The organism is Microbulbifer mixtoriginis (SeqCode) (genome assembly GCF_052466715.1).
Window position 1 is genome coordinate 602241 of record NZ_CP174288.1, and the last position, 20014, is coordinate 622254.

At 48.5% G+C, this 20014-nt stretch carries 19 protein-coding genes; 5 read left to right on the forward strand and 14 right to left on the reverse strand.

What is annotated here, in order from left to right; genetic code table 11:
* Positions 1 to 236 precede the first annotated feature (236 nt).
* From ACJJH9_RS02805 to ACJJH9_RS02835, 7 genes are all read right to left on the reverse strand, one after another.
* Positions 237 to 1265 (reverse strand): hypothetical protein, encoded by a 1029-nt coding sequence (locus ACJJH9_RS02805; protein WP_444924221.1) that lies wholly within the window; start codon positions 1263 to 1265, stop codon positions 237 to 239.
* 484 nt (positions 1266 to 1749) lie between these two features.
* Positions 1750 to 2700, reverse strand: coding sequence for a hypothetical protein (locus tag ACJJH9_RS02810; RefSeq protein WP_444882679.1), 951 nt, complete (start codon positions 2698 to 2700; stop codon positions 1750 to 1752).
* A gap of 687 nt (positions 2701 to 3387) precedes the next feature.
* The gene (locus ACJJH9_RS02815) at positions 3388 to 3939 is read right to left on the reverse strand and encodes a hypothetical protein (protein WP_444882678.1); all 552 of its coding nucleotides are present in this window, start codon (positions 3937 to 3939) and stop codon (positions 3388 to 3390) included.
* A gap of 42 nt (positions 3940 to 3981) precedes the next feature.
* Complete coding sequence (locus ACJJH9_RS02820) at positions 3982 to 4854, reverse strand: CsgG/HfaB family protein (protein ID WP_444882677.1); 873 nt, start codon at positions 4852 to 4854, stop codon at positions 3982 to 3984.
* Between the two features lie 30 nt (positions 4855 to 4884).
* Positions 4885 to 5304, reverse strand: a complete 420-nt coding sequence (locus ACJJH9_RS02825) for a curli assembly protein CsgF (protein ID WP_444924222.1) — start codon at positions 5302 to 5304, stop codon at positions 4885 to 4887.
* Positions 5304 to 5732: a CsgE family curli-type amyloid fiber assembly protein gene (locus ACJJH9_RS02830; protein WP_444924223.1), complete on the reverse strand. Its 429-nt coding sequence runs from the start codon at positions 5730 to 5732 to the stop codon at positions 5304 to 5306. The genes ACJJH9_RS02825 and ACJJH9_RS02830 overlap by 1 nt, the downstream gene beginning before the upstream one ends.
* A complete protein-coding gene (locus tag ACJJH9_RS02835) occupies positions 5729 to 6322 on the reverse strand; it encodes a helix-turn-helix transcriptional regulator (RefSeq protein ID WP_444910436.1) in 594 nt (197 codons plus the stop codon). Before ACJJH9_RS02835 ends, ACJJH9_RS02830 begins: the two co-directional genes overlap by 4 nt.
* An 802-nt stretch (positions 6323 to 7124) precedes the next feature.
* Here ACJJH9_RS02835 and ACJJH9_RS02840 point away from each other — a divergent pair.
* From ACJJH9_RS02840 to ACJJH9_RS02850, 3 genes are all read left to right on the forward strand, one after another.
* Positions 7125 to 8606: a hypothetical protein gene (locus ACJJH9_RS02840; RefSeq protein WP_444924224.1), complete on the forward strand. Its 1482-nt coding sequence runs from the start codon at positions 7125 to 7127 to the stop codon at positions 8604 to 8606.
* Between the two features lie 184 nt (positions 8607 to 8790).
* A complete protein-coding gene (locus ACJJH9_RS02845; RefSeq protein ID WP_444924225.1) occupies positions 8791 to 9594 on the forward strand; it encodes a glycerophosphodiester phosphodiesterase family protein in 804 nt (267 codons plus the stop codon).
* A 50-nt stretch (positions 9595 to 9644) separates the two neighbouring features.
* The gene (locus ACJJH9_RS02850) at positions 9645 to 10556 is read left to right on the forward strand and encodes an MBL fold metallo-hydrolase (RefSeq protein WP_444924226.1); all 912 of its coding nucleotides are present in this window, start codon (positions 9645 to 9647) and stop codon (positions 10554 to 10556) included.
* Between the two features lie 115 nt (positions 10557 to 10671).
* Here the strand turns inward: ACJJH9_RS02850 and ACJJH9_RS02855 are convergent, their stop codons facing one another.
* Both ACJJH9_RS02855 and ACJJH9_RS02860 read right to left on the reverse strand, forming a co-directional pair.
* Positions 10672 to 13782, reverse strand: a complete 3111-nt coding sequence (locus ACJJH9_RS02855) for an efflux RND transporter permease subunit (protein ID WP_444924227.1) — start codon at positions 13780 to 13782, stop codon at positions 10672 to 10674.
* 111 nt (positions 13783 to 13893) lie between these two features.
* Positions 13894 to 15012: an efflux RND transporter periplasmic adaptor subunit gene (locus ACJJH9_RS02860; protein WP_444924228.1), complete on the reverse strand. Its 1119-nt coding sequence runs from the start codon at positions 15010 to 15012 to the stop codon at positions 13894 to 13896.
* A 134-nt stretch (positions 15013 to 15146) separates the two neighbouring features.
* Between ACJJH9_RS02860 and ACJJH9_RS02865 the strand changes: the two genes are divergently transcribed.
* Positions 15147 to 15779 carry a TetR/AcrR family transcriptional regulator gene (locus ACJJH9_RS02865; RefSeq protein ID WP_252083215.1) on the forward strand — a complete coding sequence of 211 codons (633 nt, stop codon included), beginning with the start codon at positions 15147 to 15149 and terminating at the stop codon, positions 15777 to 15779.
* Between the two features lie 4 nt (positions 15780 to 15783).
* Here ACJJH9_RS02865 and ACJJH9_RS02870 read toward each other — a convergent pair whose 3' ends face one another.
* The 5 genes from ACJJH9_RS02870 to ACJJH9_RS02890 form a co-directional block, all read right to left on the reverse strand.
* Positions 15784 to 16209, reverse strand: coding sequence for a GFA family protein (locus ACJJH9_RS02870; protein WP_444924229.1), 426 nt, complete (start codon positions 16207 to 16209; stop codon positions 15784 to 15786).
* A 17-nt stretch (positions 16210 to 16226) separates the two neighbouring features.
* The gene (locus ACJJH9_RS02875; protein ID WP_252083213.1) at positions 16227 to 16988 is read right to left on the reverse strand and encodes an ABC transporter permease; all 762 of its coding nucleotides are present in this window, start codon (positions 16986 to 16988) and stop codon (positions 16227 to 16229) included.
* Positions 16988 to 17950, reverse strand: coding sequence for an ABC transporter ATP-binding protein (locus tag ACJJH9_RS02880; protein WP_444882667.1), 963 nt, complete (start codon positions 17948 to 17950; stop codon positions 16988 to 16990). The genes ACJJH9_RS02875 and ACJJH9_RS02880 overlap by 1 nt, the downstream gene beginning before the upstream one ends.
* A 62-nt stretch (positions 17951 to 18012) precedes the next feature.
* Positions 18013 to 19242: an MFS transporter gene (locus tag ACJJH9_RS02885; RefSeq protein WP_444924230.1), complete on the reverse strand. Its 1230-nt coding sequence runs from the start codon at positions 19240 to 19242 to the stop codon at positions 18013 to 18015.
* The gene (locus ACJJH9_RS02890; protein WP_444924231.1) at positions 19239 to 19418 is read right to left on the reverse strand and encodes a hypothetical protein; all 180 of its coding nucleotides are present in this window, start codon (positions 19416 to 19418) and stop codon (positions 19239 to 19241) included. The genes ACJJH9_RS02885 and ACJJH9_RS02890 overlap by 4 nt, the downstream gene beginning before the upstream one ends.
* An 86-nt stretch (positions 19419 to 19504) precedes the next feature.
* On the opposite strand from ACJJH9_RS02890, the gene soxR reads away from it, so the two are divergent.
* On the forward strand, positions 19505 to 19993 hold the full coding sequence (gene soxR, locus ACJJH9_RS02895; protein WP_444887120.1) for a redox-sensitive transcriptional activator SoxR: 489 nt from the start codon (positions 19505 to 19507) through the stop codon (positions 19991 to 19993).
* Positions 19994 to 20014: the final 21 nt, after the last annotated feature.

Here is a 20014-nt window from a genome sequence, read left to right on the forward strand (position 1 = left end):
ATCAATAGAGAAAGTACTCCAATTTCTAAATTTCTTTAGTCAGTATGTCACTTCGTGAATATCGAATACCGGCTAGAACTTTGAGAAATAAATCTAGCTGTCATTAAGTTAATATCCTCTCGGTTTTATTTTTGGTGGTATTCCAGCTTGACATATTGGAGCGTTGTTTAGTCAATTGTAAGTGAACAAAGCTAACCCTATTTGGGTCAGCTTTGCTGCAGGTAACTAAGCTTGTATTATTGAACAAGCATAAATACGTTGTTATCTCCAATTTGTGTTGGAGAAATCATGTTGCCATCTGATAATTGTGTTACAGATATATAATTAGAATTTCCTATCTGCGTCGCATTAAACATATTAGAGTTTCCGATCTGGCTTAAATATGTTTGATTGAAGTTTCCGCCTGACTGTGAAATGTGTGATACATTTTCATTGCCAGGTTGATACACTTCAGCATAGTTCTCAATAGTTAATTGTTCAGTGGTAGCCACATTTCCATCACCTGATTGGTAGTGTACGGCTACGTTACCCTCCCAAAGTTGTGTAATATCACTTAAGTTACTGTCACCTGGCTGTGTGACGTAAACTTGGTTACTTCTACCTTCCTGGTAGGAGAGCGAAATATTACCAAATCCAGAAGCCTGTGAAACAATGGCTTCATTAAAGCCACCCCTTTGCGCGGCTTCTATAGAGTTAAAATCACCATTTTCCTGTAGCGTGGATATTACGTTGTTTCCAAAGTCACCTCCTTCCTGAGAGGCGGTAACAGAGTTTGCGTTACTGCTCAGCTGGTTGACTGTAGCTTGGTTCGGTCCACCTTCCTGGGTGACAACTACAGTACTTCCTGAAACAGAGTGTTGATACACCTGCGCATGTTGAGCCCCAAAACCACTTTGGGTAATTTCGGCAGATGAACTTACAGCATTTTGTTGGTGTGTGTAGGCATGATGGTTATCATCGGCCTGAGTAATAACGGCATCTGTAAAAGAAGCATTATTTTGATATGATTCAGCTGTATTGTTGTTGCCGAGTTGTGCTTGTTCGATCGAACTGTCATTTGTATTATTTTCTTGTTCGGCATTTACGTAATTGTTGTCACCTATTTGAACTTGGCTAATAAGGCTGCCTGTTACAGTTGGATCACTTTGGTCACCTGTGGCCATGTTTCCAGCACCGTTCTGGAAAAGGATGTAGGTGTTGGCCATGGCTCCACTGGTTGCGATAGCCATAATTACGCCAGCGGCAATTGGGGTATACCTGTTCATCAGTTACTCCTTAGAGAAATCAGGTTTAGCTAAAAAGCTTTTTTTGCCAGAGAAAATATCAATACAGCATCAAAAATATTTTTGAGTTAACTCTTCCTGGGTAGAGGAAAAATCCAAGAGTGTTTAATCGAAGTAATCAATTGGGGAGGAGTTTCCCACTATGAAATTGTTTAATAGACATGGCACCCTCGTGAATATCAACTTGATGCTGATTAGAGTGTTGTAGGAAAAAAATGATGCAGCCATGGGAGATTAGTTTTAATAAACTAGGAAAAAAGTGTGTTCTTTTTGGGGGCGGCTAATTGAGTGACAACTTGACCGAGGGGAATTTGTATGGTGCTAAAATTGATTTAGTCTGACGTCGATTTAACTTAATTAAAATGTTGTTTTGTAGGTTCTGGAAGTTTTTTCAATTAGATAGAAAAAAGGCGGCCAAATAGCGGCCGCCAAAGGATATTCTCTCTCTAAGGAACTACAGTAAGAGCTACTGTAGAATGAAGCCGACGTTAAAGGCTCCAGCTTGATTTGCCACGGCGGTTTCATTTAACCCAAACTGGATTGTAGTATGAACGTTCGCGAGCCCAAGCTGCGAGGTCGCAGCATCATGACCTATACCTGTTTGGGTGATGGTAGATACGTTAAGAATTCCAGCTTGAGCGGAGAATGCATCGTTGAAGGCACCAACTTGAGCATGTGCAGAGAAGTTACCAAAACCAGCCTGAAGCATCAGTGAGTCGTTACCTAAGCCTGCTTGAAGAACGAGAGCATTATTCAGGATCCCGGCTTGTGAAGAGTTTGAACTATTCAGTAAACCTGTTTGCGCATGGGTAGCAATGTTAAGAGTGCCAAGTTGATTAGCAACCGCGGTATTTCCAGCAGCAAAAACCTGGGCAATATTAGCAATGTTAAGAGTGCCAGCCTGATTGGCAACCGCGGTATTTCCAGCGCTAAGAATTTGAGTTACTGTTGCAAAGTTTGCAGTGCCTAATTGGTTAATGGCTGCAAGATCCAGGGTTGATGCAGCTTGAGTTACCAAGCCAAAGTTAACATCTCCAGCTTGATTAATTAGTGCCGCTGATGCAAAGGCAGGTGCGGACTGATCTGTAATGCCGACATTTCCGTCACCTACTTGGGTAATAGAAGCGGCATTCAAAGATCCACCACTTTGTATGGAATCGGCACTGTTCAGGTTGCCGGTTTGAAAGTGGTTGATAACATTGGTGTCACTGCCGAGAGTTTGCAGTGCGTTAGAGTCATTGAAGTTGCCAACTTGAGTTTGAATAACCAGATTATTATCGTTACCTGGACCTACCTGGGTAGATGTAGCCACGTTACCAATACCAGCTTGGTTTTGTAAGGTGGTGTTACCTGCCGCAAAAACACTGCCACTTGTAGCGATAAGAATTGCAGCTGCGATTGGTGTTAACGCCTTCATGCGATACTCCTTTACTCTTGACGTTTTGATCCAGCACGCACTGTGCTGAAATTACTGACATCATCCAGATGTCATGGATTCACAATGCAGGACTCCTTAATTCCTGGAATAGCTACATCGTTGAATTCTGGCTGAATAAAATAATCAGCGATTAATACTTCAAATTGCTAAATTACTTGATTGGCTTAACTACTCTTGTGCCTATGGGGAGGTAAGGTGTCTCCCAGATACTACATTGGGGACCACTCTTGAGAGAGGGCCAGTTTGGCTTTGAGAAATTGATCTCTAAACAACCTAATGTCTGCATGACAAAATGTCCAAGAGGTGTAAAACAACATTTGATCAGATATGTAATGAGTTTTGTCTGTAAAGCGAAGATACGCTATAGGACATAAGTCACTAATAGATAGGAATATAGTTCTTTTGTTGTGGCTTGATTTTTAATGTGTGATTTAGCCTTCAAAAAAAATCAGATTTCATAGGGAGATGATCTGCTCAAATGGTTACTACTTTAGTTTTTACGCAGATAGATCGTTCTGGATCACAGGGTTGAAGAATATGGCAAAAATAGGCTTTTTTCTTCAGATTTATTTTTGTCGTTAAGATGTTTTAATAAGGGTCGGTCAGGCTGGTAACTCTGACATTTATTTGAAGTGTTAAATTTAAGGGGGGCAGAAGTGCGTAATTTCAGTCAAATTGGCGGATAGAAGTAGTGGTCGCAGTGCCTATTACAGTTACAGAGGTGTGTAATCCATGACCACTTTGATAGATATTAACTTTGTGTAGCATACCAATCTCTTCCACATGTGCACTGTTTTGTGTGCCAAATTGGGAGATACCTGCAGAGTTACCTGCACCATATTGCTCAATATTAATCAGATTTTCATAGCCCACCTGGATCAATCCGCTCAGGTTTTGTTCCCCTATTTGACGTGAAAGTACAATGTTATTTTCACCTGCCTGTGTTACAGAAAGACTGTTTCTATTACCATCTTGATGAGCAGAAGTATAATTAGTTCGACCCGATTGCCGCACGTTAACATTGTTCACGCCACCTTCTTGGTTGATTACTGTGAGATTGGAGACTGATAGAAGATTAGCTGCGCTCAATTCGCTGCTTAAGGCGAGTTCACTGCTGGCATCCAAATCAGAAGCGGTACAACTTTTTGTATATCCCCCGGTACACAACCCGATGAGTATTGGAAGGGATAAGAGGTGATTTTTCTGACTGCCAAGCATAACTTACTCTACCTCGTTGTGCTGCCTGATCCCAATTCACTGTCACATAATAACGGTGCTGTCGTTTAAATAGTATTGCAGTATGGGATTGTTAATTTCATCGGGATTCGCCAAGGCCCAGGAATTGTGCACAATCCCTTCACTGATCAAGTGAATTACTGCAGATTCCATTGCTGAAAGCATAGCAAGTTGTGCTGGCTCGTTATATGTTACCCCGGCTTCCATTTCCAGTAAGCGCCGGAATTTAACATAACGAAATACATCGGCACTGATTGCTTTGGAGTAAACAGTTTTTGATGTCAATACAGAATGTAATATTCTGCCTGAGCGTATATCAATTGCTCTTAGATTGACTGTCACCTGGTCGACACGATATTGCTCATTGGCACCGATACCAAAGTATCTTGCTCCGGCACCACCGGTTTGAATATTTTGATCGTAGGCGACAATCCCTCCCTCTAAAAGCACATTGGCGGCAATTAGAGTTGGCAGAGGAATATTGTTGTTGACCGGGGCATCGGGTTTAGTAAGCCCGGCGCGTATGATTTTTCGCTCGGTCAAGAGGTTTTGTAAACCTTCCCGCTCCAATGCGATAAACCATCCAGATTCATTGAGTACATCGGTCAACATAGCGGCTCCACCCTGAGTGACCGCAGTGGAGAAGCTGCTATTTGGTGCTGGTTTGTATTGTCCGGTTTGGTCGCGGAAACTATATACCGCAGCCAATATCTTCCCCTTAGGTTCAGGAAGATTCACCAAGTCCCGATAGGTGTTCATTCGTGGAGTCAGCATGGCATCAGTCCGCCCTGGTCCAAATAGGGCATCACCGAGGCTTTTAAATGCTGAGCATCCACCTAGTGTGAGAGTAAACGCCAGTGCGGGCAAGGCTAGAGCTTTTTTTATTGCATTGCGCATTGCCAGTTTTCCTTCCGTGTTGATTCTTATCTAATTCGTAGGGTTGAGCCCACTGACAACGATCTCACTTTTATCCCCTGTACTTCTGTCGGTGATTAGTACGGTAAGAACTCCATCGTTATCGACGATCTGTACGATAAAATCGTCGGTGATCAATTCGCCACTATTACCGTCGCCGACATCTGTTAGTAGTTGATTGAGAAGTCTTGTTTCCAGTGAGTCAGTAAAGCGATCCAGAGCACTTGGTTGTTCGTAGAGACTGTTATGCTTGTCGGGGTCTTCATGGCTATCCTGAGATTGCGCGTTTTGCAGCAGGTAGGTCCCATTTAGAGGGTTACCACCAAAATTTGGGTTCACTGGCTCATAAATTAATTCGGTTGCGATTACAGAGCTACATGAGAATAGGGTAGCTACCAGGCTAGCTGGATAAATAAGGTATTTTTTGTTCATTAGAATTCGTCCTTTCCCAAATCAAAATTATCTATTAGGGCACTGCTCACACGATCTTTTAAGACCGCTTGGTGAATATATTGGGCTGCTTCATCTGCAAGGCGATGAATATTGTTGGTACTTGGGCTGATAAAGCGTCGAAATACAATTTTGTCGTTATAGGTAACCCATATTAAGTTTCCCCAGCGAGCTGAAGGGCGTTCGTAAACTGTTAAATTGTAAGTGGCATCCGGATAATTCAGGTTTCTATATTCACTGAGGTATCTGGCAAAGTCGTGGCCTGTTCGAGTAATTGTTCTGTCGATATTAAACCCGCTGATTTCATCCTCAAGTCTTCCTGAGTCAGTGTCTGCAGGAGGAACTTGGGTGTCATCCTGAGCAAAGACTACAGTTGAGAGAAGAATGATAATCAGCGGGGTTAATCTCATATTCTCTCTTCCTGGAGATTGAGTTTTGCCCAGTTGCTAGCTTGTAAGCGATTCTTCACGCCGATTTTCCGAAAAATGTTATACATGTGATTTTTAACGGTGTGTTCGCTCAGGTGTAGCTTCGTAGCGATGACACTATTGGGTTCTCCCGTTGTTAGCTGCCCTAGGATTTCCTGCTCCCTTCGTGTGAGAGGAAGAGGGGACTGCGAACTATCAGCGTGACTGCTTTCACAGCTGTGAATAGCTGTGTTGAGTCTTTGAATGAGTTTTTCCTGGCTGATGTTATTGTCACACAACAAATAAAAACCACTTTGCCGCAGCTTTTCTGAGATGTGGGTTGGGAGGTCGGCAGGAAAGTTAATGAGAATTGCTTTTGGGTGTCTGATTTTTTTTAAATCAGAGAGAAAATCCTTAGAGTAGCTGTTGATGCCAATCTGCCAGCAATCAATGATTATCGCCTCGTAGTGTTGTAGACAGTGCCTTTGTTTTCCTATACAGGCTTTCTCCCATGGCATGGGAATAGACTGAGAAAACAGTGAAAATAAAAGATCGCCCTGAAGGCCGGAATTGCTAAAAAAAAGAACCGGCATATACCTCGTACCTCTCCTTGAAACAAATGGAATCCTCTCAATTTGAAGAGCTGAATCCGTTGTCGACTCCTGTCGTTTAAGTTTCCTGGTTGATCTTTGAAGACCTCAAAAAAATATTGCTGTTAACGCTAAGCACCTCTTTGTTTAGGGAAAATAACTCATTTCGTGAGAATTTAGTTTGGAGTGTAGTCGTGGGTGTGAGGTGTTCTGGAAAATATGATGCCTGTTTTTATTTCACGGTAAGGGAGTAATGAATGATGTCGTCAGTAAATTTTATTGGTTGAATTTTATGTGATTGATTAAGTTTTACTTTTTGCTTGTGAGTTTGTCTCTATTTTGAATGGGAAAGTTGGCTGGGGGTTGCTGGTTAGGAATAGCCGGTTGGGTGCGAGCGTTGATTTCTAAGATTCTTTCTTTCTAAAGCTTGCTTTTGAATATATGGAAAATTTAACTCTGAAGTTAAAATATACGTATGAGGGTAGTTACTTAGTGATTGTTTTTTAAGTGACTTGTGGAATATGTCACTGATGTAGTCTTTAGATGAGGTTGGGGGTTTTTGGAAGGCGGGAAAGTGCTGGTATGAGCTCTGGTTTATGGTATTCCCAGGGTGAATATTGTGAGTAGTAATGCTGGGATGACTGTGGTCCAATTTTTACCATTAGGAAGCAATAAATAGATAGTGAATCATGCCTGCTAGCAAGTGACGCAATATAGCAACACAAAGTGTGACATTTTAGGCGATTGTCAAAGCTTCAGCTGTTAGGATGTGATATCGCTCGGTTCTACAGGGAAAAGTAACGTCATGAGTCACTTATTTGAGACACTACCATCCTGGCTATGGGTGAGTTTGGCGGTTATTACATTTTTCTTAGCTAGAGGGCCTATTCATAGAACTATTTATTCCCTGGCAAGGCTATTTCATCGCTCATTATTGTTTTCTGCAAACGCTGTTGAACTTGCCGGGCAGGGCCTCCGTGAACGCAATCGAGAGGTACTGCTGGCTAGAGGTCGTGAGGTAACAGAGTGGCAAATTGAGAGGGAGTTTGAGCGAATAGAAAGTAGTTTAAAGCGGGATATGGCACAATATCCTACGTTGCATCGTCATTTGTGTGAGCAGATGACAACCATAGATGATGATTATGTGCGTAGCGCAGAGGTCCCTCCAGAGCCATCAAGTTGGGCCCGGGCAATCCGCTCCGTGGCGGAAATTCCTACTCCAGATGATACTGTTGTAGCGGATGTGCTGGAGACTATTAATCACTCTATGCGCAAGGCTGAAAGCAAAGCTCTGGAATCCTATCGGGAGTCTATAAGAGAGCGTCATCAGCTATTAAAGCGCATGATGCCTGGTTGGCGTTCCATATTGAAAACTCTGGGAAGAATAAATAAGAGTGTGGAATCTGTAATTTACCGTAGCAAAGTATTGGATGAGCATATGTCACGCTACGAGGAGATATTACAGGAGAGTGACCGTAGTTTACGTCTTCTATCAACCTCTTTTTTTAGTCGTTTTTTTATCTCTTCACTGGTATTGCTGTTGATAATGGCAGGGGTTTGGTTGAATCACCAATTAATTGCCAGGCCAGTGGCAGATATCATTGGAAGTAACAGCTTTCTGGGGGGATATGGAACAGCGGATATTGCTGCTTTGGTTTTAATCTTCATACAAATTGTCACTGGTATTGTGGTTATGGAGTGTTTGCGAATTACGCGATTATTTCCTTCGATCTCCGCATTAACTGATTCAGTACGGAAGCGTTTGCTGTGGTTTGGGATGCTTCTACTCTTGTGTTTGGCCTCTATTGAGGCGGGGCTATCACTTTCGAGGGAGTTACTATTGCAACAGGATCAGTTGCTTACGGGGTTATCCGAAACGAGCGGTTCTACTGTTACTGAGGTAAATGCTTACTGGACTCTCGGGCTCGTACAAATGATGTTGGGTTTTACGCTCCCTTTGGTCCTGGCCTTTATCGCAATACCCTTGGAGCAATTTGTTTCTTCTGCCCGCACGGTGTTTGGTAGTGTCTTAGTATTTTTCCTGAATGTGTTATCAGTGGGCTTACGTCTTCTGGCGGTTATTGCAATAAATTGTGGCACACTCCTTAATCGTATCTATGACCTAATAATATTTCTGCCTCTTTGGTTGCAGCATACTTATTGGCAGTTTCGTAAAGCTTCAGAATTAGATGTTGCGTCGGATAAGACGAAATCACCAGTAAGCCAATCCAAGTCAGAAATAAATATTGAGAAAGAAGTGTCTACAGGAGGAGCCGCTAGTGTCTGACTGCTGTTTAAGTAATGATTGCTGCCCAGATAAATCAATTTAGCGTCTTTTTATTGATCTTAGGTTTTTGAAATAGATGTCAATGTTACTTATTTTTTTCTTTCTTTTGCTTGTGTTGTTCTTATATGCCCGCTCGGGCATTGCGCCAAAATCAGCATTAAAGCTACCTTCATGCAAAGGGCCTATGGTTATCGCACATGGCAATGATTGTGGCAATGGGCTTTTCCCGGGGAATACTCAGGAATTTCTGCAAAATATGGTGATGCAGGGGGTGGATGCTATTGAAATAGATGTTTGGCTTAGTGCTGACGGGCATTTGGTTTTACGCCATGATCCTGATCTGGAAGATTCAACCAATGGTAGTGGGTTTATAGAGGACTTTACCCTGGCTCAACTGCGTAACTTAAATGCAGCTCACCACTGGAGTCGTGATCAAGAATCTTACCCCTATCGACATAAACCTTTGAAAATAATTACCCTGGAAGAGACTTTAAAGATAGTGGGTAAGACGCCACTAGTATTGGATATAAAAAGTAAACAGTTACGGGCCGCACGACAGTTGAGCGCTTTGCTCGAGCGCACTGGCAAGAACAGTCAGGTTATCGTCTCCTCATTTAATCACAAGGTTCTACTGGAATTTCGACGATTGAGCCCGGAGACGGCGACCGGTTCTACAAGCTGGGAGGCGACCCTTCTATTTTTTGCTCAGTTATTGCGTGCGGAAAGCCTGCTAGCCCCCCGTTATCAAACTATGCAATTGCCCATGCAATTTTGGGGGCTCAATGTGGTTTCCAGGGGCACTATGCGTGCGGCGCGTAAGCTTAACCTGCACGTCTCTGTGTGGACTGTAAATGGGCGGGCCGATCTACAGCGCTATATCGATATGGGAGTGAATGGTATTGTTACCGACCGCCCGGATATATTGATGAGTATGTTGCCCAGTCGGGAGCCGAAGGTAGAACCAAAGCTACTTGAACGGGCTTCCTAAATTGAGCAACATCGCAAAAACAATAAGACAATAACAACAGAGAAATGTTTATGAAGCAGATTGCAAGTATTGGGGTGCTATTAGCGTCTCTAATCAGCACCCCGGTATTGGCGGAAGACCGTTTTGCCAAAGTAGAAATTAGTAGTGAGCCGGTGGCAGGAAATGTTTATATGCTCCAGGGGGCTGGCGGCAATATTGCAGTACTGGTCGGAGAGGACGGCACCTTTATGGTGGATGACCAATATGCGCCACTCACTGCAAAAATACAGAAAGCGGTGGCGGGTTTGGCAGATCAGCCGCTGCGCTTTGTGATCAATACCCATTGGCATGGCGATCATACTGGCGGCAATGAAAATCTGGGTAAAAGCGGTGCCCTGATCGTTGCCCATGAGAATGTGCGTAAACGTGTGAGTACCGAACAGTTTATTGAGGCTTTTAAGCGTAAAGTTGAGCCCTCACCGCCGGCAGCACTGCCGGTAATCACCTTTACCGATGCCACTACTTTTCACTGGAATGGCGATGAGGTGAAGGTACAGCATGTCGGCCCAGCCCATACCGATGGTGACTCTATTGTGCATTTCGCCAAAGCCGATGTGATTCATATGGGCGACATCTATTTTAATGGCACTTATCCATTTATCGATCTTTCATCTGGTGGTTCGGTGGATGGCATGATTGAAGCGATGGATACCGCATTGGCGCTTTCTGGCGAAAACACCAAAATCATTCCAGGACATGGCCCTCTGAGTAGTCCTGCGGAGTTAAAAGTGCAACGGGATATGTTGCAGACCCTGCGGGATCGTATCCAGAAGCTGGTCGATAATGGCCAAAGCCGTGACCAAGTCATTGCTGTCAAACCGACCAAAGATTTTGACGAACAGTATGGACAGGGTTTTATGACACCAGATATTTGGACTGGTATTGTGTATGACTCCCTGGCTGCAAAATCCAAGAAGTCTTGATCCTATATTGATGGTGACTATTAAAAGTTGCTGAATTAAAAAGCCCGGATATTTCTATCCGGGCCTTTTTAATTAGGGGCTTTCTTGAGCCAGGCTATTAAAGCATCTGTAGTTATCAGGATGCTTGGGGTTCAGCACCATTTAACTCCGTTGGAGTTTCTACTGCTATCTCTGTTTTCTCCTCTCGCACTCGGAACCAAGCTGCATAGAGAGCTGGCAGGAAGATCAGGGTCAAGCCAGTAGCAACGATCAGTCCCCCCATAATGGCGACAGCCATAGGGCCGAAGAAGTCACTGCGTGACAGTGGAATCATCGCCAATACCGCAGTCAGAGCGGTTAAAACGATCGGGCGGAAACGCCGCACAGTGGACTCAATGATTGCCTCCCAGGTACTCAAGCCCTGGCTGATATCTTGCTGTATTTGATCCACCAGAATGACGGAGTTGCGCATAATCATACCGGCGAGGGCAATGGTGCCGAGCATGGCGACAAAACCGAAGGGTTTGCCGAACAGTAGTAGGAACAAGGTAACCCCGATCAGTCCCAAAGGCGCGGTGAGGAAGACCATGGTGGAAAGGGACATGCTGCGCAGCTGCAGCATCAGTAGGGTGAATACCACCAAGACAAATAGCGGCATACCGGCATTCACTGACTTTTGTCCACGCTCGGATTCCTCCACACTGCCACCAACTTCCAGGAGGTAGCCCGGTGGCAGTTGCTCTCGAATGTTCTGCAGGCGCGGCCAGACTTCATTCACCACGGTTGCGGGCAGTTCTTCACCATAAATATCGGCACGTACTGTGACCGTGGGTAGGCGATCGCGGTGCCAGATAATCCCTTCCTCGAAGCCGTACTCCAGGGTGGCAATCTGGTTCAGGGGGACACTGCGGCTGCTGTCGGTTTGCACCGCCAGGTTACCCAGTTGGCTGAGGGCGTAGCGTTCCTGCTCGTCGCCGCGCACACGCACGTCAATCAGCTCATTGTCTTCGCGGTATTGGCTAACGGTAATACCGGTAAGTGAGCTTTGCAGGGCGCGGGAGAGCGAGGCGCTGTTCACGCCCATAGCGCGGGCGCGGTCCTGATCGATATTCAGGTTGACGGTTTTACTGGGTTCCTCCCAGTCCAGGTGGACGTTGGTGACCTTGGCATTTTCCCGCACGCGCTCGGCAACCTGTCGGGCCAGGCTACGCACTTCACCAATATGCTCACCAGAGACGCGGAACTGCACTGGATAGCCAACCGGTGGGCCATTTTCCAGGCGGGATACCCGGCTGCGCAGAGTGGGGAACTCTTCCTCCATGGTTTCGATCAGCCAGCTGCGTACCTGCTCGCGCTCCTCTACGTTACGTGTCATCACTACAAACTGGGCAAAGCTGGCCGCGGGTAACTGCTGGTCTAATGGCAGATAGAAACGCGGTGAGCCGGTGCCCACATACACCACATAGTTTTCCACCAGGTCGTTTTTATCCAGCAGAGATTCCAGTCGCTTGGCCTGGTACTCGGTGGACTTCAGCGAAGCGCCTTCGGCCAGCTTGAGATCGACTAACAGCTCCAAACGCCCGGAAGAGGGGAAGAACTGCTGGGGCACCAGGCGGAAAAGTGCCAGGGAACCAATAAAGATCGCCAGGGTTGCCACTATGACAGTTTTGCGGTGGCGCAGGCACCAGGTAATCAGGCGGCGGAAGCGCTGGTAAAAGGGCTTCTGGTAGGGGTCTTGAACCTCGCCACTGTGATTGTGGCGAGCCAGATTGGGCAAAAGGTAATGCCCCAGGTAGGGCACGAATATGACTGCGGCAATCCAGGAGACAACCAGGGAAAGTGTGACCACCTGGAAGATAGAGCGAGTGTATTCCCCGGTGCCGGACTCCGCCGTGGCGATGGGTAGGAAACCGGCGGCGGTGATTAAGGTACCGGTGAGCATGGGGAAGGCGGTACTGGTCCAGGCGAAGCCGGCGGCTTTCAGGCGACTGAGCCCCTGCTCCATTTTAATAGCCATCATTTCCACGGCGATAATGGCATCGTCCACCATCAGGCCAAGGGCGAGTACCAGGGCGCCCAGAGAAATCTTGTGCAGGCCGATATTGAAGTAATTCATCAGTGCGAAAGTCATGGCCAGCACCAATGGTATCGATAGCGCCACGATCAAGCCGGGGCGGCTGCCGAGAGAGAAAAAACTCACCAGCAGGACAATGCCCAGCGCCTCCGCCAATACTTGCAGGAATTCCCCCACACCGCGTTTCACCGCCGCGGGTTGGTCGGACACCTTGCGTAACTGCATACCGATCGGCAGATCTTCCTGCAACTCGGCAAAGGTGGCGTCCAGCTGTTTGCCCAGCTTGAGGATATCACCGCCTTCTTTCATGGAAACGGCCAGGCCGATGGCGTCCTCGCCCATAAAGCGCATGCGAGGTTGTGCAGGATCGCTGAAACCGCGGTGTACTTCGGCAATATCACCCAGCCTCTGGGTACGTCCGCCGGCAGTGATGGGAAAGCGGCGTATTTCATCGACCGAGTGAAATTGACCGCTCACGCGAATTCGTACGCGGTCGCTCACCGTATCTACAAAGCCCGCATCTGCGACTTGATTTTGCGACTGCAGTGCGCTTTGCACTGCACTGAGGGGAATGCCCAGAGAGGCGAGCTTGGTGTTTGAAATTTCCACCCAGATTTTTTCATCTTGCAGCCCCAGTAATTCCACCTTGCCCACATTCTTGACCCGCTGCAGTGCCAACTGCAGGCGCTCGGCATAGTCTTTCATCAGGGCGTAATCGAAACCGCTGCCGGTTAGCGCATAAATATTGCCGAAAGTAGTGCCGAATTCGTCATTAAAAAACGGGCCCTGGATATCCGGTGGTAGGGTGTGGCGGATATCCCTGACCTTTTTGCGTACCTGATACCAGAGATCGGGAATGTAGCGCGAGTGCATATCGTCGCGGGCGACAAACAACACCTGGGATTGGCCGGGACGGGAGAAAGAGGAGATGCGCTGGTAGTCACCAGTCTCCAGCAGTTTTTTCTCCACCCGCTCGGTAATTTGACGGGACACCTCCTCGGCACTGGCGCCGGGCCAAAGGGTATTGATCACCATTACCTTGAAAGTGAAGGGGGGGTCTTCGCTTTGCCCAAGTTGTGTGTAGGAGGCAGCGCCCAGCAATCCCAGTACGATCATGGCGTAGAGTACCAGCGGGCGGTTTTTCAGCGCCCATTCGGAAAGGTTAAAGCCCATGGTTATTTCTCTGTATGGAAGCACGGATTGATCGAACTAACAGTGCTTCGGCAATTTCATTGGAGCGCGTTTTAGCGTTCAGTCCAGTTGTTATTTTGGGGTGGTGCTTAGTTAGTCCTGCTGGGCAAGCGCGCGGTCCGGATCGATCGGGCGATTCATACGGTCCACGGGGCGAATCTGTTGTCCCTCCAATAACAAGTGCGTACCAGCGGCAACGATCCAATCATCGGCGCGCAGGCCGGAGAAAATCGGTACAAATTCCTGGCCATAGGCACCTACGGTGACTTCGGTTTTATGCAGGGTTTGCTGTTCGCGGTTCAGTACCCAGACAAAGGCTTTGCCGTTATCGGCGCTCACTGCCGACATGGGTACTTGTAAAACATCGGTGGCCACTGCTTTGGGAACGAATACTCGGGCGCTCTGACCTATTTCAATGCCGGTGGTCTTATTGGTAAAAGCCACGCGTGCTTCAAAGGTGCGGGATACCGGATCTGCGGCGGGGGAGAGTTCCCTCACCTGGGCGGGGAAGGATTTACCGGGCTGCGACCAGAGTTCTACGGTCAAAGGTTGGCCGACACGGAAATGGCTAATTGCCTGCTCCGGTAAATCGATGCGCACTTCGCGTTCGCCGTCGGCGGCAAGTTCGAAAATCCCCTGACCAGCGGCGACAACCTGGCCAGCCTCGGCCATGCGGCGGGCAATAACGCCGCTCTCTGGAGCTTTCAGTTCCGCATAGGCGGCTTGATTACGCGCTACGTCTAATTGCGCCTTGGCTTGTTGCAGGCGCGCATCGCTGGCTTCGAAACGGGTCTCCACCGCATCGAACTGTGATTGGCTGACCAGCTGGCGCTCCAATAGTTTGCGGTGGCGCCCCAGCTCGCTGCTGGCCAGGCGCTGGTCTGCCACGGCGGAGGTGAGGCGTGCGCGTGCGGAATCCAGTTGTAGGAGCAGGTCTTCGGTATCCAGTTCGGCCAGCGGTTGGCCCTGCTCAACACGGTCGCCTACATTAACCAGGCGACGCTGTAATTTGCCACTGATGCGAAAGGCCAAAGCGGGTTCGAAGCGGGCTCGCACCTCGCCGGGATAAAAATCCTGTTGGGCACTGGCCACTTGTGGCTGGACCATCACCGCTGGGCGGGGTTTTTCTAATTGTTCGGTGGACTCTGATGGCGCGCAGGCGGACAACAGCAGGCTGAACGACAGGGCAGCGAAGAGTAGCGATCGGTACATAGGGGCTCCCTTCCTCGGCGGCGAGGCGACAAGGTAAGTCCGGAAGTGGACGAGTCATGGCCGGGCGGCCGGTAATGTTATACTAGCGAGTATAGTAAATTTATTAAACTGGCGAGTCCAGTATATGGAGTGCTATGTCTGAACAGACTCAGACGGCCGCCCAGCGCGGGCGTCCCAAGGATCTGGCCAAACGCCAAGCCATTCTCGATGCAGCCAAAGAGCTGTTTCTGACCAAAGGCTTTGCCGCTACCAGTGTGGATGCGGTGGCCTCTGCTGCAGGCGTATCGAAACTGACGGTGTACAGCCATTTCTCGGATAAAGAGACGCTGTTCAGTGCTGCGATTACCTCCCGCTGCGAGATGATGATGCCCCTGCCCATTTTCGATCTGAAAGAGGGGGATTCGGTGGCAGAGGTACTGGAGCGCATTGGTCAGGCTTTTCTAAGCATGGTGGATAGCGAGGATAGTATCCGCCTGTTACGGCTTTTATGTGCTCTGGCGGCGCAGGAATCAAAACTTGCTCAGTTGTTTTTCGATGCGGGCCCCCAGCGCATCCTTCGAGATATTGAGCAGTTGCTGCGCCGCGCTACCGAGATGGGCAAGCTGCAGGTGGCAGACCCGGCCGAGGCCGCCGAGGACTTTATGGGCATACTGCTGGGTTGCCGGCACATGCGGGTATTGATCGGTTGTTGTGAGGTACAGGCCGAGGATGAACGGCGCGAGCGGGTGCGCAAGGCAGTGGCGCTTTTTATGCGGGGTTACCGCTGACAGGCTACTGGTTGGGGTTTTCCGGCATCGCTGGGCAACGGTTGATATCGCCGTTTATTTCCAGCCAGCCCGGCTTGTTTTGGTAGTAGACGTAACGCTCTGGTCGGATAAATACCGGGTCGTCGAAGGCGCCCCCAGCTAGGCCGCGAAACTCTGGGAGAAATTCCAGTGTCCAGCTGAGGGCGCTGCCGCATTGCCCACAAAATTGGCACTCTATCCAACGGCCTGCATCGGACATTAACCGGTGACTTTTCAGCTTGCCTCGAATGAACTCTACATTGTTTTTTTCGAAATACACCGATACGCCTATTAAGCTACCGGTGCGTTTCCGACACCAGCTACAGGAACAGAGGCTCACTCGGCGCGGCTGGCCAGTGGCGCGAAATCGTACAACACTACAGGCACAGCCACCTTCGTGAAATTCCTCCATCCCTAAACTCTCACCGATCAGGTTTTAATGCGGTAACCGGTGCGGAAAATCCACCAGACTGTTACCAGGCATAGGAAAAGGAAGAGTAATGTCATTCCCACGCTGAGGCCCAGGTTTACATCGGCCACACCGTAGAATGCCCAGCGGAAACCACTGATCAGATAAACCACCGGATTAAACAAAGTCACTTTTTGCCAGAACTCCGGCAGCATACTGATGGAATAAAAAGCCCCACCGAGAAAGGTTAAGGGGGTAATAATCATTAGCGGAATAATTTGCAGTTTTTGGAAATCATCGGCCCAGATGCCAATAATAAAGCCGAACAAGCTAAAACTAACGGCGGTTAGCACCAGAAATGTGACCATCCAGAATGGATGAAGGATTTCATAGTCCACAAAAAATCGCGCGGTGAGAAGGATTAGTAGCCCGAGCAGAATTGACTTGCTGGCCGCAGCGCCGACATAGCCGGCGACAATTTCAAAGGGGGATACCGGTGCCGATAGCACTTCATAAATAGTGCCTGAAAATTTCGGGAAAAAGATGCCGAAGGCGGCGTTGGCAATACTTTCTCCCAAAAGCGCCAACATCAACAAGCCTGGGATAATAAAGGCCCCGTAGCTCACACCTTCGATGTCTCCCATACGCGAGCCGATAGCGGCACCAAAAACAATAAAGTACAGGGATGTGGAGAGTACCGGAGAAGCGACACTTTGTATCAATGTGCGCCAAGTCCGTGACATTTCAAATTTGTAAATTGCCGCAATACCATACCAGTTCATTATTGTGCCTCCCCACTGAGTTGCTCCTCGCCTTGGTGCTGTGCAGAGTGCACCAGATTGACAAATATTTCTTCGAGAGAACTCTCCCTGGTATATAAATCGCGAAATTCAATATTTGCAGAGGTGAGGCGGCGAAGGAATTCCGTAATACCGGTATTTTCACTCTTGATATCGAAGCGATAGATGAGTTCACTACCATCTCCGTTGAGGCGCAGAGGCAGGTCGGAGAGGCTGTCAGGAATAGTTTCCAGAGGCGTGGGTAATTGTAGGCTGAGCTCTTTTTCCCCCATTTTTTGCATCAAAGTTTTTTTATCTTCAACCAATACTAATTCACCGCGATTAATAACACCGACCCGGTCGGCCATCTCCTCCGCCTCTTCAATATAGTGCGTGGTGAGAATAACGGTTACGCCTGAGTCGCGCAGGTCGCGCACCATCCCCCACATATCCTGGCGCAGTTCCACATCGACCCCGGCGGTGGGTTCGTCCAGGAAGAGCACGCTGGGCTCATGAGATAAGGCCTTTGCGATCATCAGGCGTCGTTTCATACCGCCGGACAAGGTGACTATTTTGTTGTCTCTTTTTTCCCATAGGGAAAGCTGTCGAAGGATTTTCTCCAGGTAAGCGGGATTGGGCGGCTTGCCAAACAAGCCGCGGCTAAATTGAATTGCGCCAAGCACGCTCTCAAAGGAATCTGTGGCAATTTCCTGGGGGACCAAGCCAATTTCGCGCCGTGCGTGGCGGTAATCACGCTGGATATCGTAGCCATTGACTGTAACGTTGCCCTGACCAGGATTGACGATGCCACAGATTATACTGATCAGAGTCGTTTTGCCGGCACCATTGGGGCCGAGCAGTGCGAAGATCTCACCCCGTTGAATATCCAAGTCAATACTTTTTAGGGCGTTAAACCCACCACTATATGTCTTGTCGAGACCTCTAACAGAAATTATCGGTTTCACTTTCTCTCCTAAGCGTGGCCTTACAGGCGGCTCGGCCAAAATATTTTTAGTGTGTATAGATCCTACTGCAAAAACATTTTTGCGGAGGGCTTCGGTTTTAACCAATGCAGGAGCAGTGCCAGGGAGGCTAAAAGTAACAGCGTAGTGCTGGCTGCGGAAAAACCACTGGCGAGGCCAAAACGTTCTATCCAGGGCTGGCTGATAAATGGTGAGATAAATTGTCCGATAAAAACACTGGCGGCGAGAGCTCCAGATATTCGCCCACGAATGTTGGGAGTGGCAGATTCCAGCCCGGTGGCGAAAATATGGGGGATCAATGTCCCCATACCGCAGCCGTAAATCGCGGTGGCCATTATTATTGCATTAAATGAATCTGCCTCGGCGATCAGCCCCATACCAAAGGCCATAACAGTAAAACCTAACACAAAAACGCCACTTTTTCCCAAGTAGTTACGTGCCAGAGGGTAGAAAACCAGTGAAGCCAGGGCACCCATTAAATTGCTGGCAGCAATGGCAATGCCCGCGAGGCTGGGGGTGTCTGCTCCAATCTCTTTTAGCAGGAATGGGAGCTGTGTGGGAATCAGGAAAAAGATAAGACTGTTTAGTAAGGCTGCACCCAGCAACAAGGCGAATGCTGGCCAATCGGGATTTCCATTCGTGACATTGTTGGGGAGTGGTTCAATACTATTGCGTTTAGGTTCTGGCAGAAAACGCAACACGGCAGGGATTAGTAGTAGTGCCACTGCGTAAATGGCAAAGGGCGCGCGCCAATGTATATCTGCCAAGAGTCCACCGGCCAAAAGGAAGACAACTCCGCCGAGGCTGATAAAGGCGCCCTGCTGACTCATATAGGTTTGCCTTTGAATGGGGCTGAAATAGTCACCTACCAGGGCGGTGACTGAAGTCATTGTGCCCGCCACTGCAATTCCCAGAAGGATGCGACTGGCCAAAAGTCCCACCAAGCTTCCCTGTAACAGTGCAGAGATGCCGGCCAGGGCGTAAACAGTGACCGCCAGTAACAGCAATTTCCTGCGACCATAACGGTCGGATATAAACCCGGCGATAGGTGCAAATAGAGCGATCATTAATGCCGGTAGGCTCAAAATCAGGCGACTGAGCAGGGCAATATCTTCATGCTGGGCAAAATGTGCCTCCAGCGCCGGTAAGGATGGCGCTATGGTGGCACCAGACATAATTGTGAGCGCCGCCAGGCACAGCAATGTGAATCGCATCGGTACCGGTATAGCTGATTCCGCCACTTCGCGGGTTGGTGCTGCGCTGTTAAGTATCACCGGTGCCCTCCGCTATCGGTTTCTCTATTCTCTACGCTCATGGAGGTGATTGGTTGGCATAGCCCCTCTTGCACCGCCAGGCTGATACTTTGACTTTGTGCTGCCACTAAAAGGGAAGTGGCAGTTGTAGCCGGTATTTCTGTGACTGGGTAGGTTTGTTTGCTGTTACGGTTCATCATGATTCTCCCTGGGCTTGCAATGGAATGCTGCGCAGTGTAAAACCTTAAGTAATATTGAGGTCAATAGTTGTCGGAGACATCTGATGTCTGATACCAGTGAAAAGAAAGAGTCGGTTTGTGGAAACAAGAAATGCCGTCGTGAGATGACCGTAGGTGAGGTTGCAGAGCGTAGTGATGTGGCGGTGAGTGCGCTGCATTTTTATGAAAGTAAAGGGCTGATCAGCAGCTGGCGCACCAGCGGCAATCAGCGGCGTTACTCGCGGGACGTATTGCGACGTGTGGCCATTATCAAGGTGGCACAGAGCACTGGTATTCCCCTCGCCGAAATTCGCGAGGCCCTGTCTAATCTTCCTGATGGGCGTACACCCACCGCGAAGGATTGGGCCAAGCTTTCCGCCGGCTGGCGTGAGGAACTGGACCAACGCATTCGCCAGCTTACCCAGCTGCGCGACCGTTTGGAAGGCTGTATCGGCTGCGGCTGTCTTTCCATGGTGAGCTGCCCGCTCCGCAATCCAGGGGACCAAGCTGCAGAGCAGGGGGCTGGGGCGCGCTATCTGGATATTGGCAAGTAACGGGGTATTTTTGCGGGGTGA

Coding starts and splice junctions, on each gene's coding strand:
- ACJJH9_RS02850 (WP_444924226.1), top strand. CDS start 9,645: ATGAAGCAGATTGCAAGTATTGGGGTGCTATTAGCGTCTCTAATCAGC.
- ACJJH9_RS02825 (WP_444924222.1), bottom strand. CDS start 5,304: ATGAACAAAAAATACCTTATTTATCCAGCTAGCCTGGTAGCTACCCTA.
- ACJJH9_RS02875 (WP_252083213.1), bottom strand. CDS start 16,988: ATGAACTGGTATGGTATTGCGGCAATTTACAAATTTGAAATGTCACGG.
- ACJJH9_RS02805 (WP_444924221.1), bottom strand. CDS start 1,265: ATGAACAGGTATACCCCAATTGCCGCTGGCGTAATTATGGCTATCGCA.
- ACJJH9_RS02865 (WP_252083215.1), top strand. CDS start 15,147: ATGTCTGAACAGACTCAGACGGCCGCCCAGCGCGGGCGTCCCAAGGAT.
- ACJJH9_RS02815 (WP_444882678.1), bottom strand. CDS start 3,939: ATGCTTGGCAGTCAGAAAAATCACCTCTTATCCCTTCCAATACTCATC.
- soxR (WP_444887120.1), top strand. CDS start 19,505: ATGTCTGATACCAGTGAAAAGAAAGAGTCGGTTTGTGGAAACAAGAAA.
- ACJJH9_RS02810 (WP_444882679.1), bottom strand. CDS start 2,700: ATGAAGGCGTTAACACCAATCGCAGCTGCAATTCTTATCGCTACAAGT.
- ACJJH9_RS02860 (WP_444924228.1), bottom strand. CDS start 15,012: ATGTACCGATCGCTACTCTTCGCTGCCCTGTCGTTCAGCCTGCTGTTG.
- ACJJH9_RS02840 (WP_444924224.1), top strand. CDS start 7,125: ATGAGTCACTTATTTGAGACACTACCATCCTGGCTATGGGTGAGTTTG.
- ACJJH9_RS02870 (WP_444924229.1), bottom strand. CDS start 16,209: ATGGAGGAATTTCACGAAGGTGGCTGTGCCTGTAGTGTTGTACGATTT.
- ACJJH9_RS02855 (WP_444924227.1), bottom strand. CDS start 13,782: ATGGGCTTTAACCTTTCCGAATGGGCGCTGAAAAACCGCCCGCTGGTA.
- ACJJH9_RS02845 (WP_444924225.1), top strand. CDS start 8,791: ATGGTTATCGCACATGGCAATGATTGTGGCAATGGGCTTTTCCCGGGG.
- ACJJH9_RS02830 (WP_444924223.1), bottom strand. CDS start 5,732: ATGAGATTAACCCCGCTGATTATCATTCTTCTCTCAACTGTAGTCTTT.
- ACJJH9_RS02890 (WP_444924231.1), bottom strand. CDS start 19,418: ATGAACCGTAACAGCAAACAAACCTACCCAGTCACAGAAATACCGGCT.
- ACJJH9_RS02820 (WP_444882677.1), bottom strand. CDS start 4,854: ATGCGCAATGCAATAAAAAAAGCTCTAGCCTTGCCCGCACTGGCGTTT.
- ACJJH9_RS02835 (WP_444910436.1), bottom strand. CDS start 6,322: ATGCCGGTTCTTTTTTTTAGCAATTCCGGCCTTCAGGGCGATCTTTTA.